The organism is Reyranella sp. (assembly GCF_965228225.1).
In the GTDB taxonomy this organism is placed as follows: Bacteria; Pseudomonadota; Alphaproteobacteria; order Reyranellales; family Reyranellaceae; genus Reyranella.
Window position 1 is genome coordinate 1,529,342 of the sequence record NZ_OZ245801.1, and the last position, 15,764, is coordinate 1,545,105.

Annotated in this window: 15 protein-coding genes; 11 read left to right on the forward strand and 4 right to left on the reverse strand. The window is 66.8% G+C overall.

All coding sequences use genetic code 11. The features are described from left to right. The first annotated feature begins 6 nt into the window (after positions 1-6). Complete coding sequence (phnY, locus tag ACO07K_RS07340; RefSeq protein ID WP_422035256.1) at positions 7-1,461, forward strand: phosphonoacetaldehyde dehydrogenase; 1,455 nt, start codon at positions 7-9, stop codon at positions 1,459-1,461. 9 nt (positions 1,462-1,470) lie between these two features. Here the strand turns inward: phnY and ACO07K_RS07345 are convergent, their stop codons facing one another. After that, positions 1,471-2,403, reverse strand: coding sequence for a DUF2950 domain-containing protein (locus ACO07K_RS07345; protein WP_422035257.1), 933 nt, complete (start codon positions 2,401-2,403; stop codon positions 1,471-1,473). Next, the gene (locus ACO07K_RS07350) at positions 2,400-3,689 is read right to left on the reverse strand and encodes a DUF3300 domain-containing protein (protein ID WP_422035258.1); all 1,290 of its coding nucleotides are present in this window, start codon (positions 3,687-3,689) and stop codon (positions 2,400-2,402) included. The genes ACO07K_RS07345 and ACO07K_RS07350 overlap by 4 nt, the downstream gene beginning before the upstream one ends. Before the next feature lie 242 nt (positions 3,690-3,931). On the opposite strand from ACO07K_RS07350, the gene ACO07K_RS07355 reads away from it, so the two are divergent. The 3 genes from ACO07K_RS07355 (at position 3,932) to ACO07K_RS07365 (ending at position 6,316) form a co-directional block, all read left to right on the forward strand. After that, positions 3,932-4,783: a bile acid:sodium symporter family protein gene (locus tag ACO07K_RS07355; protein WP_422035259.1), complete on the forward strand. Its 852-nt coding sequence runs from the start codon at positions 3,932-3,934 to the stop codon at positions 4,781-4,783. A gap of 69 nt (positions 4,784-4,852) precedes the next feature. Further along, positions 4,853-5,677, forward strand: coding sequence for an isocitrate lyase/PEP mutase family protein (locus ACO07K_RS07360; RefSeq protein ID WP_422035260.1), 825 nt, complete (start codon positions 4,853-4,855; stop codon positions 5,675-5,677). A gap of 9 nt (positions 5,678-5,686) precedes the next feature. Further along, positions 5,687-6,316 (forward strand): hypothetical protein, encoded by a 630-nt coding sequence (locus ACO07K_RS07365; protein WP_422035261.1) that lies wholly within the window; start codon positions 5,687-5,689, stop codon positions 6,314-6,316. 3 nt (positions 6,317-6,319) lie between these two features. On the opposite strand, the gene ACO07K_RS07370 is transcribed toward ACO07K_RS07365, so the two are convergent. Then, positions 6,320-6,700: a rhodanese-like domain-containing protein gene (locus tag ACO07K_RS07370; RefSeq protein WP_422035262.1), complete on the reverse strand. Its 381-nt coding sequence runs from the start codon at positions 6,698-6,700 to the stop codon at positions 6,320-6,322. A 114-nt stretch (positions 6,701-6,814) separates the two neighbouring features. Here ACO07K_RS07370 and ACO07K_RS07375 point away from each other — a divergent pair, with 114 nt between their 5' ends. Then, positions 6,815-7,186: a RidA family protein gene (locus ACO07K_RS07375; RefSeq protein ID WP_422035263.1), complete on the forward strand. Its 372-nt coding sequence runs from the start codon at positions 6,815-6,817 to the stop codon at positions 7,184-7,186. Positions 7,187-7,251: 65 nt separating this feature from the next. Further along, positions 7,252-8,736 (forward strand): flavin-containing monooxygenase, encoded by a 1,485-nt coding sequence (locus tag ACO07K_RS07380; protein ID WP_422035264.1) that lies wholly within the window; start codon positions 7,252-7,254, stop codon positions 8,734-8,736. Between the two features lie 111 nt (positions 8,737-8,847). On the opposite strand, the gene ACO07K_RS07385 is transcribed toward ACO07K_RS07380, so the two are convergent. Then, a complete protein-coding gene (locus ACO07K_RS07385; RefSeq protein ID WP_422035265.1) occupies positions 8,848-9,627 on the reverse strand; it encodes a 2-keto-4-pentenoate hydratase in 780 nt (259 codons plus the stop codon). A 33-nt stretch (positions 9,628-9,660) separates the two neighbouring features. On the opposite strand from ACO07K_RS07385, the gene ACO07K_RS07390 reads away from it, so the two are divergent. The 5 genes from ACO07K_RS07390 (at position 9,661) to ACO07K_RS07410 (ending at position 15,757) form a co-directional block, all read left to right on the forward strand. After that, positions 9,661-10,479, forward strand: coding sequence for an isocitrate lyase/PEP mutase family protein (locus ACO07K_RS07390; RefSeq protein WP_422035266.1), 819 nt, complete (start codon positions 9,661-9,663; stop codon positions 10,477-10,479). A gap of 314 nt (positions 10,480-10,793) precedes the next feature. Continuing rightward, positions 10,794-11,840, forward strand: a complete 1,047-nt coding sequence (locus tag ACO07K_RS07395) for a putative 2-aminoethylphosphonate ABC transporter substrate-binding protein (protein ID WP_422035267.1) — start codon at positions 10,794-10,796, stop codon at positions 11,838-11,840. Positions 11,841-11,848: 8 nt separating this feature from the next. Continuing rightward, positions 11,849-12,916, forward strand: coding sequence for a putative 2-aminoethylphosphonate ABC transporter ATP-binding protein (locus ACO07K_RS07400; protein ID WP_422035268.1), 1,068 nt, complete (start codon positions 11,849-11,851; stop codon positions 12,914-12,916). 64 nt (positions 12,917-12,980) lie between these two features. Next, on the forward strand, positions 12,981-14,618 hold the full coding sequence (locus ACO07K_RS07405; protein ID WP_422036638.1) for a putative 2-aminoethylphosphonate ABC transporter permease subunit: 1,638 nt from the start codon (positions 12,981-12,983) through the stop codon (positions 14,616-14,618). After that, positions 14,615-15,757 (forward strand): NAD(P)/FAD-dependent oxidoreductase, encoded by a 1,143-nt coding sequence (locus tag ACO07K_RS07410; protein WP_422035269.1) that lies wholly within the window; start codon positions 14,615-14,617, stop codon positions 15,755-15,757. Before ACO07K_RS07405 ends, ACO07K_RS07410 begins: the two co-directional genes overlap by 4 nt. Positions 15,758-15,764 lie beyond the last annotated feature (7 nt).

The following is a 15,764-nucleotide window of genomic DNA, read 5'->3' on the forward strand; positions in this document are numbered from 1 at the left end:
AGTTCCATGGACACCATCACCCGCACGGGCTCAGACGTCCGGCACGAGTATCTCCGCATCGCGGGCAAGAAGGTCGAGACCAAGGCGCGTCTCGAAGTACGTTTCCCGTGGGACAACCGTCTGGTCGGCACCGTGCCGCGCGCCACGCCCGAGCTGGTGGCGGAGGCGTTCCAGATCGCCCACGACTACAAGCCGAAGCTGACGCGCTATCAGCGCCAGCAGATCCTGCTCAAGACGGCGGACCTGCTGGTTTCGCGCAAGGAAGAGTTGTCGCGCCTGATCACGCTGGAATCGGGCCTCTGCCTGAAGGACACGCTCTACGAGGTCGGCCGCGCCTACGACGTCTTCACCTTCGCCGGCCAGCTCTGCATGCTGGACGACGGGCAGACCTTCTCCTGCGATCTCACCCCGCACGGCAAGTCGCGCAAGATCTTCACCCTGCGTCAGCCGTTGAACGCCATTTCGGCGATCACGCCGTTCAACCATCCGCTGAACATGGTGGCGCACAAGCTGGCGCCGGCCTTCGCGACCAACAACTGCGTCGTGCTGAAGCCAACCGAGCTGACGCCGCTCACGGCGCTGTTCCTGGCCGACACGCTCTACGAGGCGGGTCTGCCGCCGGAGATGCTGTCGGTCATCACCGGCAATCCGTCCGACATCGGCGACGCGATGATCGTCGATCCGCGCGCCGATCTCGTGACCTTCACGGGCTCCGTCCGGGTCGGCAAGTACATCGCCGAGAAGGCGGGCTACAAGCGCATCGTGCTGGAGCTGGGCGGCAACGATCCGCTGATCGTCATGGAGGATGCCGACCTCGACAAGGCAGCCGAACTGGCCGTCGCCGGTGCCACCAAGAATTCCGGCCAGCGCTGCACCGCGGTGAAGCGGATCCTGGTCGTCGACAAGGTGGCCGATGCCTTCGTCGAGAGGGTGCTGGCCAAGGCCAAGAAGCTCAAGGCCGGCGATCCGCTCGATCCCGAGACCGATGTCGGCACCGTGATCCATGAGCGCGCCGCGACGCTGTTCCAGAACCGCGTGAGCGAAGCGGTGGCGAAGCACGGCGCCAAGCTCCTCCATGGCAACGACCGCGAGGGCGCGCTCTTTCCTCCCACCGTCGTCGATCATGTCGACCCGCAGGCCGAGCTGGTACGCGAGGAGACGTTCGGCCCGGCGATCCCGATCATCCGCGTGAGGGATATCTCCCATGCCATCCAGGTCTCGAACGGCACGGCTTACGGCCTGTCGTCGGGCGTCTGCACCGACCGGCTCGACTACATCACGAAGTTCGTCGACGAGCTGCAGGTCGGCACGGTGAACGTCTGGGAAGTGCCGGGTTACCGCATCGAGATGTCGCCCTTCGGCGGCATCAAGGATTCGGGCCTCGGCTACAAGGAAGGCGTGCTCGAGGCGATGAAGAGCTTCACCAACGTGAAGACCTGGTCGCTGCCCTGGCCGGGCTAGCGCCCGCCGTCACGGCGGCGTCACGTCTGCTTTCTCCCAGGTCTTGTCCGGATTGTAGACGTTGATGGCGGCGGCCTTCGCCGCCGTCTCGGGACCGAGATCCTGCTCGTAGACGACGCCGTCCTGGTTGACCATGAAGCTCATCACGCCGGTGTCGCCGTAGCGGACCGGCCAGGCGAGGATGGCGAAGCCGCCGATCATCCGGCCTTTCACCAGATAGTCGTATGCGCCGCCCGGCGCATCGGGGCCCTGGGAATAGAGCAGTCGGAAGCGGTAGCCGTAATAGCCGTCTTCGGTGCCGCCCTGGCCCTGGGCCTGTGCCGTCGCGAGGGCAGGCCCGATCGGGCTCTCCGGTTCGCCGGGCGCGGCATCCCAGTAAAGCCCGTCCTTCTTGCCCGGCGAGCTGAGCAGCCGCCGCGCATAGACCGGTGCGCCGACCTTCATGGGGTCGAGGGCCGCGTATTCATGCTCGGCGTCGACCAGCGCCAGCAGGCTCTGGATGACCGACAGCTCGTTGCGTCCGATCTGCCGGGCGATGATCTCCTTGCGGCCGGCTTCGCCGTCGAAGCGCCACTGATCGCCATCCTTTACGAGCGGGATGGGACTGGTCCAGCCCGTCGTGCCGACCTCGATCGTCGCCTTGTTGCCGTCGACCACGACCTTGTGGCCGGCGTCCCATGCCTGGAGAAACTTCTCGCGCGTGCGCTCCTCGTCCTCGGGCCGGCCGAGCACGAAGTCGCGCCAGCCGGAGCCCAGCGCGGCGCTGACCGCCTTGTCGTCGTCGCGCCGGATCGCCTCTGTGAGTGCATCGGCAGCCGCCTCGGGGGTGGCGTAGCCCTGCGGCTTGGCCGTCTGCGCCCATCCGATCGTCGACAGTCCGGCTGCGAGGCTGCCGACCAGGAAGAGGGCCAGGATTGCCGTCCTGAGCAGTGAAGCGTTCATCGCCGTCCTCCTCCGTGCGCACCGCCGCCGGCGTGGCCACCACCGCCGCCACCGCCACCGCCACCGCCACCGCCGCCACCGCCGCGCGCCGCGCCTCCGCCGGCACGCGCGCCACCGCCGCCGCCAGATGGATGCGTCGCCGCCCGGGACTGCTGCGCCCGGCCGCGTGCGGCCTCGCGATTGACTTGCTGGCCATTGTTCACGCCGCGAATGGCGCCGCCGCCGCGCGGGGCGCCAGCGTTATTCGGGATATTGGGATGCTGACCACCGGCCGCGCGATTGGCGACGTTGGGCCGCTGCGCCGGGCCCCCGCCGGCCGGGCGGTTCGCCGGGGCCGGGCGCGCGTTGGCTTGTCCACCCCCCGCGGGGCGGTTCTCGAGGCGGCCGCGGAATTCCTGGCGCTGGTCGACGCCCGGGCGCACCTGATTGAAGCGCTCGCGGGTCGCGGGATCGCGGTAGGCCACCCCCTTGCGGTGGATCGGCTCGTGCTGCCAGCGACCGTTGTTGATGTTGTTGACGTTGAAGTTGCGGTCGATGTTGACCGCGCGATTGACGTTCACGTTGACGTAGCTGTTGCCGCGTCCCCAGTTCCAGCCGCCGAAAATCGCGCCGGCGGCGGCGATGCCGACCCCGAACATCAGGCCGCGCAGCAGGGCGGAGCCATAGCCGTAGCCGGGCGGCGGCGGATAGTAGGTCGGCGGATAGGCCGGATAGGGCCAGGTGCCGTAGACGGTGTTGGGATTGTAAGCCGGGACGTAGATCACTTCCGGGTTGGCCGGCGCGATGACGATCGTGCGGTCGGTGCCCGATCCCTGCGAGGTGACCGTCTGCTCCTTGCCGCTCTGCAGGTTGCCGGCGTCGGCCGCCCTGGCGCGCAGGCGCTGGATCGAATCGGCGACATCCTGCTGCTGGGCGATCATCGCGTCGCCGACCTTCTGCATCCAGTCGAGATTGTCGCTGAGCTGGCTGAGGACCTGCGGGAAGGCGACCAGTGATTTGACGCTGACGTCCCAGCTCTTGTCGTTGACGGCCGTGACCGCGGCGTCGCCCTTCAACGTCGGATTGGCCTTGGACCAGCGCGCCGCCTCGACGACCTCGAGGGGATAGCTCGCCGCCATCAGGGTCTGCGCGAGCACGGCGTCGGGGTAGAGCGCGATCGGCGCCAGCATCTGGTCGAGCTGTTCGGCCGTGAACGGCTTCTTGGTCGTGTCCTGTGCCTGGGCGGCGCGCGAAACGCTGACCGCGAGCGCAGCGGCAAGGGCGGTCATCAGGCTACGGCGCTGCATGATATTCTCTCCCCGAGACCGCGGTCCGTCGACGATGCAGTCTGCTCTTGTGGCAAACCCTGCGCGATCATGGACCATTTGCGCGCTTCGGCAGTGCCGCTGCAACAAGAATTGGTGCAGTCGTCGTGTTATCCGGCTCGGAAGCCCGGCCGGTAACGGTCTGCGCTCGCGCCCAGCGCGAGCGAGCGGCCTGTGGAGTATTGGAGGGCTGATGATTCGCTGACCGTGCGTTAGCCTCAACCATGACCGTCACCCTTCTCGTCGTCCTCAAGATCACCGTCACGGTCATCATCTTCGGCATCGGCCTCGATTCGTCGCTGCACGACGCGGTCCGCCTGTTCCGGCATCCCGCGCTGCTGCTGCGCTCCCTGCTGGCCATGTACGTGCTGGTGCCGCTGGCGGCCGTCGGGCTGGTCATTCTCCTGCCGCTGCCGGCGGGGGCGGAAGCCGGCCTGCTGGTGCTCGCGGTCTCATCCGGGGCGCCGCTGCTCCCGCGCAAGCTGCTGGGCATCGGCGACGGGGCATACACCTTCAGCCTCGTCGTGCTCTCGTCGGTACTGGCCGTGATCCTCGTGCCGCTGTGGCTCGAGATGCTCGGCCCGCTGTTCCCTCGACTGCCGCGCCTCGCACCGGAAAAGGCGGCGCTGGTCCTGGGCGAGTCGTTCTTCCTGCCACTGCTGGCGGGCATGGCGGTGCGCCGATTCATCCCGAAGTTTGCGGTGTGGACCGGCGGGCGGGTGGTCGGCCTGGCGGGATTGGCCATGACGCTGGCGGCGGTCGTGCTGCTGGCCGTGAACTGGCATGTGGTGCTCGAGGTCAAATGGCAGGGTATCGCGGCCCTCGCGCTCCTGATCCTCATTGCCCTGGTCATCGGCCACTTGGTCGGCGGACCGAAGGAGGAAAACCGTTCGGCGCTCGCCGTCGCCTGCGCGACCCGCCACATCGGCGTCGCGGTGGTCGTCGCGACGTCGCTGCCGGGGGGACGCATGGCCGTTGTGATCTCGATCTATATCGCCATCTCGGTGGCGATCACGCTGCCCTATACGCGCTGGCGCCGGGTCGTCGCGGCCAGACACGCGGCGGCGTTGAAATAATCTCCATTGTCTTGCAGAGAGCGGGCGGGACAAACTCCGCCGGGTCTTTCGCATGGGGGGAAGCGTTTCATGAGTGTCAGCCAGGCCGAGAAGGCCCGCAAATTCCGGGCGCTCCACGAGTCGCCGGGCGCATTCGTCATTGCCAATCCGTGGGATGGGGGATCGGCCCGCATCCTGGCCGGGCTCGGCTTCGAGGCGCTGGCGAGCTCGAGCGGCGCCAAGGCGGGCGTGCTGGGCAAGCGCGATGGCCGGGTGACGCGGGACGAGGCCCTGGCCAATGCGCGGCTGATCGTGAATGCCACCGACCTGCCGGTGGCGGCCGATCTCGAGAAGGGCTTCGGCGATTCGCCCAACGACGCGGCGGAGACGATCCGCCAGGCGGCGGGGGTCGGTCTGGTCGGCGGCTCGATCGAGGATGCGACCGGCAATCCGGACCAGCCGCTGTTCGACATCGAGACGGCCGCCACGCGCATCAAGGCCGCGGTCGATGCGGCGCGTTCGCTGCCGGTACCATTCGTTCTGACGGCGCGTGCCGAAGGGTTCCTGCGCGGCAAGGCGGACCTTGGCGACGTGATCAAGCGCCTGCAGGCCTATGAGGCGGCCGGTGCCGATGTCCTGTTCGCTCCCGGCCTGCCCGATCTGGCTGCGGTCAAGAAAGTCTGCGGCGCGCTGCGCAAGCCCTTCAACTTCATGGTCGGCATCAAGGGAAAGTCGTTCAGCAAGGCCGAGCTCGAGGCCGCCGGCGTCAAGCGAATCAGCCTCGCCACCTCGCTCTATCGTGTCGCGATGACGGGCCTGATCGATGCGGCCACCGAGGTGAAGGAGAAGGGCACCTTCACCTATCTCGACCGGGCGATTCCGACGGGCGACCTCAATGCGTTCATGAAGGAGTAGAGTTTCGAGATGCTGACCGAAGACGAGATGAAACGCATCGCGGCCGAGGAGCGCTATCGCCATTCAATTCGCAAATCCCTTGAAGAGGAATCTGCAAGCCCCGCGGCCGAGCCGCCGCCGCCCCCTCCGCCGCCGGGTTTCGGCGCCAAGCTCTACGAGTTCCTGAACAGCTCGGTGGGCATGTGGCTCTTGTCTTCGGTCGTCCTCACCGGTGGTGCTGCCTTCCTGCAGCAGGTCCAGCACCAGCATGAGGTCGATCAGAAGAACCGGGCGGACCTGATCAGCCATCGCTTCGAGATCGAGCATCGGCTCGACGGCATGAACTTCCTGCTGCGCCGCGCCGTCACCGTCGGGGACGCGAAAGCGGCCCTGAGCGGCGTGTTCAAGAGTGCGATCCCGGTCACGCCGGAGCTGCAGAACCGCAGCCTCGCCTCGCTCTATCTTTCGGTCTATCCGCTGCTCGCCGGCACGGAGAAGGAGAAGACCAACAAGGCCTATAATCTCGTGAAAGAACTGGAGGACGTCGAGCTGCTGCTGCAGCCACTGCCCGACAACAAGCCGCTCGACGACGCCCAGCGCACCCAGATCGCCAAGCTGATGACGGCGATCCAGCAGCTCAAGTTCGACGACGGACGGTAGGCGTCAGGCCTTGTCGACCGCGCCGCCGCTGTCGACCCAGTCCTTGAAGGCGCCGAGGTTGAAGACGTTGGCGTAGCCGAAGTCCTTCAGCACCTTGCCGCTGAGCGCCGAGCGGCCGCCGGAGGCACAATAGACGATCACCGTCTTGGCCTTGTCGAAGGCCTTGTCGTGGGCGGGCGACTCGGGGTCGGCACGGAACTCCAGCATGCCGCGGGAAACGTGAACGGCGCCCGCGACCTTGCCGCTGTTGGAGACCTCGGCCGCGTCGCGCACGTCGACGACCAGCGTGTTGCCCTTGGCGATCATCTCCCGGGCCTCTGCCGGCGTGACCCGCGGCACGGCGGCATTGGCTGCTTCGATCATCTGCTTGACGTTCGTGGCCATGACAGTCTCCCTCGTGTTCGCGTGAAGGGCGAGCATAGCATGGCCGCGTCGAAGTCATTGGTCGGCGATGGCGGCGGCGGCGTAGTGTCGACAGGTTCTTGAGGGTATCGAAACATGAGTACCAACGACATCACGCGCGTGCCCAATCCGAGGGTGCCGGCCAAATCCTCGGTCGCCGTCTATCGGCTGCCGGGCGGCGGCGGCTTCCTGTGGGGGGTGGCGACCTCGCCGGACCGGACGCAGGACATCCGCGTCCAGACCCTGGGTGCGCTGGGCGTGATCGACGGCTACCTGAAGGAGGCCGGCGTCGACCGGACGCGCATCGTGAAGGCCGAGATCGTCGTCACCGACCACGACAACAAGCCGGCCTTCGACGAGGCCTGGGCCACCTGGATGCCGGCCAACCACGGCCCCGTGCGCTCCTTCGTCCAGTCGGTCATGCCCGAAGGCGACCTGATCGAGATCATCATCACGGCGGCGCTCTAGGAGCGGGCTGGGGCAGGCGGCAAAGGCGAGTTGCCAGTCCCATTTCTTTCCGCGATGAAGTCCGGATGGATACAATCGCAGCGCCCGCGCCGCAGAGTCGCACAGCAACTGAACATTTCGACGTGCTGATCGTCGGGGCCGGGCTTTCGGGCATCGGCGCCGCCTGGCACCTGCAGAAGAACTGTCCGGGCAAGCGCTACGCGATCCTCGAGGGCCGCGCGGCGAGCGGCGGAACGTGGGATCTGTTCCGCTATCCCGGCGTGCGGTCCGATTCGGACATGTACACGCTGGGCTACCGCTTCCGGCCGTGGAAGGACGCCAAGGCCATCGCCGACGGTCCGTCGATCCTGAGCTATATCCGCGAGGTCGCGAGCGATCACGGCATCGATCGGCACATTCGCTACGGCCATCGCGTGGTCGGCGCGTCGTGGTCGACGCCGGACGCCCAATGGACGGTCGAGATCGAGCGCGGCGGAGAGCGCGTGTTCATTTCCTGCGGCTTCCTGTGGATGTGTAGCGGCTATTACCGCTACGAGGCAGGCTACCTGCCGGAGTTCCCGGGCATCGACGGCTTCAAGGGCAGGGTGGTGCATCCGCAGCACTGGCCGCAGGATCTCGACTATGCCGGCAAGAAGGTCGTGGTGATCGGCAGCGGCGCCACGGCGGTCACCGTCGTGCCGTCGATGGCCGAGACCGCCGGTCACGTCACCATGCTGCAGCGCTCGCCGACCTATGTGGTGGCGCGCCCGGCGCAGGACCCGTTCGCCAACAAGATGCGGCGCCGGCTGCCGCTCAAACTCGCTTACATGGCGACACGCTGGAAGAACGTGCTGATGGGCATGTATTTCTACCAGATGTGCAAGCGTAAGCCGGAGAAGGTGAAGAGCCTGATCCTGGGCGGCGTGCGCCAGATGCTGGGGCCGGACTACGACGTCGCCACGCACTTCACGCCGAAATACAATCCCTGGGACCAGCGACTCTGCCTGGTGCCGGATGCCGACCTGTTCCGCGCCATTCGCAAGAAGAAGGCATCGGTGGTCACCGACACGATCGAGACCTTCACCGAGACCGGCATCAAGCTGAAGTCGGGTGCCGAACTCGAAGCCGACGTGGTGGTGACGGCGACCGGTCTGGTCGTGCAGCCGCTGGGCGGCGCGAAGCTGGTGGTCGACGGCAAGCCGGTGAAGCCGTCCGACACCATGATCTACAAGGGCATGATGTATTCCGACGTGCCCAACCTCGTCGCGGTCTTCGGCTACACCAATGCGTCCTGGACCCTGAAGGCCGACCTGGTCTGCGAGTATGTCTGCCGGCTCCTGAACTACATGGACCGCAAGGGCTTCACCAAGGCGGTTCCGCACAACAGTGACCCGACCCTGACGGAAGAGCCCTGGGTCAACTTCTCGTCGGGCTACATCCAGCGCGCCCTGCCGCACCAGCCCAAGCAGGGCAGCAAGCGTCCGTGGAAGCTCTACCAGAACTACGTGCTCGACCTCTTGACCCTTCGGCATGGCTCGCTGCGCGACAAGGCGATGGTGTTCACGAAGTAGATTCTTCTTCACGTCGAAACCACCCATTCCCCCCCTCGCCCTGAGGAGCGGTCCTACGGACCGCTCCTCAGGGCGAGGTAGTTAGGGAAAGCTCGACTTGGTGCGGTGCGGTCAACTAATCGAAACGGTCACCGAGCCGAAGGAGCCAAAATCCGCCACGTAGGTCTCGCCGGGCTTCGGTGCGAGCATGCCGGTCAGCGTGCCGGTGCTGATCATCTGACCTTCCTTCATGCCGACGCCGGTGCGCGACAGTTCGTTGGCGAGCCAGGTGAGTGGGATCATCGGGTGATCGAGCGCGGCGGCCGCCGTGCCCTTGCGACGCAGCCGGCCGTTCGACGAGAGGGTCGCCTCCTGACCCGGGATGTCGCGGTTGCGCCAGTCGTCGATGGCGGGGCCATAGACGATCGTTCCGGAGCCGGCGCCGTCGGCCAGGATCGCGGGCAGCGGCGGAAACGATGCGTCATGGATGAAACGGCACTCCGCCAGCTCCAATCCGGGATGCAGCGAGGCAACCGCATCGGTCACCTCTTCGGCCGTGTAGGGCTTCTCGCGCGGCGGCAGATCGCGGCCGAGCTTCGCCTGGTACTCGACCTCGGGGATGGGGCTTGCCAGCGTTGCATGCGCGACGGTGTGCGGTGTCTCGGTCAGGGAATAGACTCGGCCGTAGATCGGTGAATCCGTCCGCAGCGCCTGCTGCATCTCCTCCTTCATCGCCGCGATCTTCCAGCCCATCACCGGCCAGCCCAGCTCCTCGGCGACCATGCCCGCGATCCGATAGGCCGTCGCCTTGTCCGGCGGCACGAGGTGCGGGGCGAGGCCGCTCTGGCTGCGCTGCTCGCGGCGCAGGGAGGCGAGGAGGCGGGCGAGTTCCCGTTGCGCGGTCGTGTCCATCGGTGTTCCTTAGCAGAAAGCGGAGGAAGCGGGATGCGCAGCCAGGCTGAAAAAGGACGGGTGTTTCGCGAACTGCACGAGCGGCCCGGCCTGCTGCTCCTGCCCAATCCGTGGGATGCGGGCACCGCCAGGCTGCTGCAGTCGCTGGGCTTCGAGGCGCTGGCTACGACGAGCCTGGGCATGTCGAACGCGCTGGGTCGCGTCGACGGCGACAATGCAGTGAGCCGCGCCGAGCTGCTGGAGAACTGCCGCGTGATCGCGAGCGCCACCGACCTGCCGGTGAATGCCGATCTCGAGAACGGCTATGCCGACGACCCGAAGGAAGCGGCGACGATTCTGCGCGACGCGGCGGCGGTCGGCATCGTCGGCGGCTCGATCGAGGATTGGAGCGGCGAACGGATCTACGACTTCAACCACGCCGTGGAGCGCGTGGCGGCGGGAGCCGAGATGGCGCGCTCGCTGGATGTGCCCTTCACCTTCACCGCCCGGGCCGACAACCTGATCCGCGGCGTGAAGGACCTCGACGATACGATCCGGCGCCTGCAGGCCTTCGAGAAGGCCGGAGCCGACGTGCTCTATGCGCCCGGCCTCCACGATCTTGCGACGATGCGCAGCGTGGCGTCGGAGGTGGCCAAGCCGCTGAACGTCGTCATGAGCGCCGGCGATCCGGACCTGACGGCGGAACAGATCGCGGCGACGGGCGTGAAGCGGATCAGCGTTGGCGGCGCGCTCTCCCGGCTTGCCCTGGCGGCCTTCATGAAGGGCGCGGAAGAGATGAAGGCCGGCCGTTTCCAATGGATGCGCGAGACGATCCCGACCAGTGAGCTGAAGAAGGTGTTTTCACCGAAATGAAGCGCAAGGCGAAGCCTGGTCCCGCTCTGGCGTGGCGCTTGCTAGGCTGACGTTCCTGATCCCGCAAACGATCAACGTGATCGTTCACAACTTGGTCCGGGCCCGCGTCATGGACGTCGAGGGGCGGCTCGACCGCTGGACCGGGACGAGGAGCGGGGCGTCCGGGGATGGCTGGTGGATGTCGGCAACAAATTGTCTGGGGAAGGGTGAGAAGGCCGCGTGCACGCGTTTGCGGGAAGTGTAACATAACGGTCATGAACGGCCTGTAGCTGCAGGCGTTCTACAGGGGTTGGAAGACCAGGGGGATTAACGAAATGATCGATCGCACCATCTTCAGGCGCGCCGCGCTCGCGGGCGCTGCCGCACTCGCCATGGCCGGCCTCGCGTCGCCGGCCTTCGCGCAGAAGACCAGGCTCACGGTCTACACCGCGCTGGAGAACGACCAGCTCGACCCGTTCAAGAAAGCCTTCGAGGCCGACAATCCCACGATCGAGATCGCCTGGGTGCGCGATTCCACGGGCGTCGTCGCCGCCAAGCTGATGGCCGAGAAGGACAATCCCCGCGCCGACATCATCTGGGGTCTCGCGGCCTCGAACGTCGGCATGATGGCCTCGATGGGCATGCTCGAGCCCTATACGCCGGCCGGCGCCACCGCCCTCAACCCGATGTTCCTGAGCGGCAAGTCGCCCCAGACCTGGGTCGGCATGGATGCCTATCTCTCGCTGGTCTGCTTCAACACAGCGGAAGGCAAGAAGGCCAACAAGCCGGTCCCGACCAGCTGGGCCGACCTGATCAAGCCGGAATACAAGGACTCGATCGTGATGCCGAACCCGGCCTCGTCGGGCACGGGCTATCTCACCATCGCGGCCTGGCTGCAGATCATGGGCGAGGAAGCGGGCTGGAAGTACATGGACGCGCTCCACCAGAACATCGCGCAGTACATCCACTCGGGCTCGGCGCCCTGCGTCCAGGCCGCCAAGGGCGAGCGCCTGATCGGCATCGGCCTCGACACCCGCGGCGCCTCGGAGAAGACCAAGGGCGCGCCGCTCGAACTGGTGATCCCGAAGGAAGGCCTGGGCTGGGAACTCGAGGTGACCGCCATCGTCAAGGGCACCAAGAACCTCGACGCCGCCAAGAAGCTCGCCGACTGGGCGGCTTCCAAGAAGGCCAACGAGCTCTATGCCAAGACCTATCCCATCGTCGCCTTTCCGGGCGTCGCCATCACGCCGCCGAACTATCCGCCGAACCTCGAGAAGGTGATGGTGAAGAACGACGTCGAGTGGATGGCCAAGAACCGCGACCGCATCCTGGCGGAGTGGACCAAGCGCTACGACGGCAAGTCCGCGCCCAAGGCCAAGTGACGGGTTAGGTGGCGAACTACCTCGAGGTCCGCAACCTCTCCAAGCGGTTCGGTGACTTCTCGGCTCTCGGCGACGTCTCGCTCGACGTCGTCGAGGGCGAGTTCGTCTGCTTTCTCGGCCCCTCGGGCTGCGGGAAGACGACCCTCCTGCGGGCCATTGCCGGCCTCGATCCCCAGACCTCCGGCACGATCCGGCAGAAGGGGCGGGACGTGTCGTCGCTGCCGCCAGCGCAGCGCGACTTCGGCATCGTGTTCCAGTCCTATGCACTGTTTCCCAACCTGACCGTGGCCGACAATGTCGGCTACGGGCTGGTGAACCGGCGACAGAACAGGGGCGCGATCGCCAAGCGGGTCACTGAACTTCTGGCACTGGTCGGCCTGCCCGATGCCGGGCCGAAATATCCGGCCCAGCTCTCGGGCGGCCAGCAGCAGAGGGTGGCGCTGGCGCGCGCGCTCGCGACCTCGCCCGGTCTGCTGCTGCTCGACGAGCCGCTGTCGGCCCTCGATGCCCGCGTCCGCCTGCGGCTGCGCCACGAGATCAAGGCGCTGCAGCGGACGCTCGGCGTCACCACCATCATGGTGACGCACGACCAAGAGGAGGCGCTGACCATGGCCGATCGCATCGTGGTCATGAACCAGGGCGCCATCGAGCAGGTCGGCACGCCGCAGGAGATCTACCGCCGGCCCGCGACGGCCTTCGTGGCCGACTTCGTGGGCTCGATGAATTTCCTGGCCGGGACCCTGATGGCGCCGGACAAGGTGCGGGTGGCGGGCGTCGATTTCGCCTGTCCCGTCCAGGACGGGCTCGCGCCCGGCCAGAAGGTGAGCCTCTGCATCCGGCCCGAGGACGTGCGCGTGCGCGACCTGCCGGCCGATATTTCCAACCGGGTGCCGGTCGAGGTGGCCGAGCTGGATTTCGTCGGTGCCTTCTGTCGCGCCACGCTGCGGGCGCGGGCGGCGGCCGATGTCGCCGTGACGGCCGACTTCTCCAGCAACCTGATCCGCGATCTCGGCGTCGACATCGGCACGAAGCTCGACATCGCCCTGCCGACCGACCGGCTCAGGGTCTTCGCGTGAGGGGAAGCTGCCCGTGAGCCTGGCGGTACCGGGACTGAAGGTCGGCCTGTCGCGCGACGACCTGATGATGCGCGCCGGTGTGGTCGTGCTGGCCGGCGTGTTGCTGGTCATGGTGGGCCTGCCGCTGTGGGCGCTGCTCGCCAAGGGCTTCGAGGACCGCGACGGCAGGTTCATCGGCCTGGCCAACTACGCCTCGTATTTCTCCACGCCGGCGCTGTTCCAGTCGGCCCTGAACAGCTTCCAGGTCGCCTCGATCACGACGGTGATCGTCGTGCCGCTGGCGTTCCTCTATGCCTATGCGTTGACGCGCACGGTGCTGCCGATGCGCTGGCTGTTCCAGGGCATCTCGCTGATCCCGATCTTCGCGCCGTCGCTACTGCCGGGCATTGCGCTGATCTACCTGTTCGGCACGCAGGGCTTCTTCAAGGCGCTGCTGGGCGGCGGCTCGATCTACGGCATCGACGGCATCGTGATCGCGCAGGTCTTCTACTGCTTCCCGCACGCGACATTGATCCTGGCGACCGCGCTCGCGACAGCGGACGCCCGCCTCTATGAAGCGGCCGACGTGCTGGGGACCTCGAAGCGCCGCATCTTCTTCACCGTGACCCTGCCCGGCGCGAAGTACGGGCTGATCAGCGCCGCGCTGGTGGTGTTCACGCTGGTGATGACCGATTTCGGCATTGCCAAGGTGATCGGCGGCAACTTCAACGTGCTGGCGACCGACGTCTACAAGAAGGTGATCGGCCAGCAGGACTTCTCGATGGGCGCGGTCGTGGGCATGGTGCTGCTGGCGCCGGCTGCACTGGCCTTCCTCGTCGACCGGTTGGTGCAGCGCAAGCAGGTGGCGCTGCTCACCGCGCGCGCCGTGCCGCTGGTGCCGCGGCCGAAGTTCGCGCGCGACCTGTTCTTCACCCTGTTCTGCGCGGCGGTGTCGGCTGCCATCCTCACGATCCTCGGCATGGCGATCTGGGGCTCGCTGATCAAGTACTGGCCCTACAATCTCAGCCTGACGCTCGACAATTACGACTTCGCCAAGTTCGATTCCAACGGCTGGGATTCCTACTGGAACTCGGTGCGCATGGCGCTGGGCGCGGCGGTCTTCGGAACGGTGCTGATGTTCACCGGCGCCTGGCTGAACGAGAAGACGCGCGGCTTCGGCATGATGCGCGGCGTCGTGCAGTTGCTGGCCTTCCTGCCGATGGCGGTGCCGGGCCTCGTGCTGGGCCTGGGCTACATCTTCTTCTTCAACGCGCCCAACAACCCGCTCAACTTCCTCTACGCCACCATGGGCATCCTGGTGCTGAACACGGTGGCGCACTTTTATACGGTGGGCCACCTCACGGCGACGACGGCCCTGAAACAGATCGACCCGGAGTTCGAGGCGGTGTCGGCCTCGCTCAAGGTGCCGATCTGGAAGACGTTCATGCGCGTGACGGCGCCGATCTGCCTGCCGGCCATCCTCGACATCGCGATCTACCTGTTCGTCAACGCCATGACGACCGTGTCGTCGGTGATCTTCCTCTACGCCCCCGACACCAAGCTCGCCTCGGTGGCGGCGGTGAACATCGAGGAGGCGGGGACGACCGCTGCCGCGGCGGCGCTCTGCGTCGTGATCGTGCTCACCTCGGCCGCGGTCAAGGCCGCGCACCTGATCGCCGACCGCTTCCTCTTCGCCCGGCTGCAGGTGTGGCGGCGGCGATGAAGTCGGATGTCGTGGTGATCGGCGGCGGGGCAATGGGGTCTTCCGTCGCCTATCACCTGAAGTCCGATCGGTCGTTCGACGGCACCGTGACGGTGGTGGAGCGCGATCCCGCCTATACGCGGGCTTCCTCGGCGCTTTCGGCGAGTTCGATCCGGCAGCAGTTCTCGACTCCGCTCAACATCCATTTGTCGCGCTACGGGATCGGGTTCCTGCGGCGCGCCCGCGACCTGCTCGGCGTCGATCTGGGCCTCAAGGAGCCGGGCTATCTCTTCCTCGCCAGCCCGGCGGGCGAGGCGGTTCTGCGTGCAAACCATGCCATCCAGAAGGGCGAGGGATGTGCGGTCGAGCTGCTCGATCGGGCGGCCTTGAAGGCGCGCTTTTCCTGGATCTCGGAGGAGGGGCTGGCGCTGGCCTCGCACGGCACGGCCAACGAAGGCTGGTTCGACGGGCCGTCGCTGATGCAGGGGTTTCGGCGTACGGCGCGGGATCTGGGCGCGACTTACATTGCCGACGAGGTCGTCTCGTTCGATGCGGGCGGCGTGGATCTCAAGGAAGGCGGGCGACTGGAAGCGCGCACGGTCGTTCTGGCGGCTGGACCCTGGTCCGGCGAGGTGGCGGCGCGGTCCGGCATCGCCCTGCCGGTGGAACCGCGGCGGCGCTCGGTGTTCGTGTTCGACGTGCGCGAGGCGCCGGGCCTGACGCCGCTCACCATCGATCCATCGGGTACCTGGTTTCGGCCGGAGGGCCGCTTCTACATCGCCGGCACCACGCCGGCCGAGGGCAACGACGCCGCCGGCGCGCCGCTCGAGGTGCAACACCCGGAATGGGACGAGATGGTGTGGCCCACGCTGGCGGCGCGCGTGCCGGCCTTCGAGGCGGCCAAGGTCGTTAACGCTTGGGCCGGCTACTACGAGTACAACACGTTCGACCAGAACGGCATCGTCGGCCGCCATCCGAGAATCGAGAGCCTGATCTTCGCCACCGGCTTTTCAGGCCACGGCATCCAGCAGTCTCCGGCGGTGGGCCGCGCCGTCGCCGAACTGATCGTGCATGGGGATTACCGAACGCTCGATCTCAATACTTTTGGTTATGACCGCATTGAATCGGGCCGGCCTATCCGGGAACTCAACGTCGTGTGATACTCGC

Excerpts from the sequence above, each read along its gene's own strand:
- phnY (WP_422035256.1), top strand. The coding sequence starts at position 7 with ATGGACACCATCACCCGCACGGGCTCAGACGTCCGGCACGAGTATCTC.
- ACO07K_RS07345 (WP_422035257.1), bottom strand. The coding sequence starts at position 2,403 with ATGAACGCTTCACTGCTCAGGACGGCAATCCTGGCCCTCTTCCTGGTC.
- ACO07K_RS07350 (WP_422035258.1), bottom strand. The coding sequence starts at position 3,689 with ATGCAGCGCCGTAGCCTGATGACCGCCCTTGCCGCTGCGCTCGCGGTC.
- ACO07K_RS07355 (WP_422035259.1), top strand. The coding sequence starts at position 3,932 with ATGACCGTCACCCTTCTCGTCGTCCTCAAGATCACCGTCACGGTCATC.
- ACO07K_RS07360 (WP_422035260.1), top strand. The coding sequence starts at position 4,853 with ATGAGTGTCAGCCAGGCCGAGAAGGCCCGCAAATTCCGGGCGCTCCAC.
- ACO07K_RS07365 (WP_422035261.1), top strand. The coding sequence starts at position 5,687 with ATGCTGACCGAAGACGAGATGAAACGCATCGCGGCCGAGGAGCGCTAT.
- ACO07K_RS07370 (WP_422035262.1), bottom strand. The coding sequence starts at position 6,700 with ATGGCCACGAACGTCAAGCAGATGATCGAAGCAGCCAATGCCGCCGTG.
- ACO07K_RS07375 (WP_422035263.1), top strand. The coding sequence starts at position 6,815 with ATGAGTACCAACGACATCACGCGCGTGCCCAATCCGAGGGTGCCGGCC.
- ACO07K_RS07380 (WP_422035264.1), top strand. The coding sequence starts at position 7,252 with ATGGATACAATCGCAGCGCCCGCGCCGCAGAGTCGCACAGCAACTGAA.
- ACO07K_RS07385 (WP_422035265.1), bottom strand. The coding sequence starts at position 9,627 with ATGGACACGACCGCGCAACGGGAACTCGCCCGCCTCCTCGCCTCCCTG.
- ACO07K_RS07390 (WP_422035266.1), top strand. The coding sequence starts at position 9,661 with ATGCGCAGCCAGGCTGAAAAAGGACGGGTGTTTCGCGAACTGCACGAG.
- ACO07K_RS07395 (WP_422035267.1), top strand. The coding sequence starts at position 10,794 with ATGATCGATCGCACCATCTTCAGGCGCGCCGCGCTCGCGGGCGCTGCC.
- ACO07K_RS07405 (WP_422036638.1), top strand. The coding sequence starts at position 12,981 with ATGATGCGCGCCGGTGTGGTCGTGCTGGCCGGCGTGTTGCTGGTCATG.
- ACO07K_RS07410 (WP_422035269.1), top strand. The coding sequence starts at position 14,615 with ATGAAGTCGGATGTCGTGGTGATCGGCGGCGGGGCAATGGGGTCTTCC.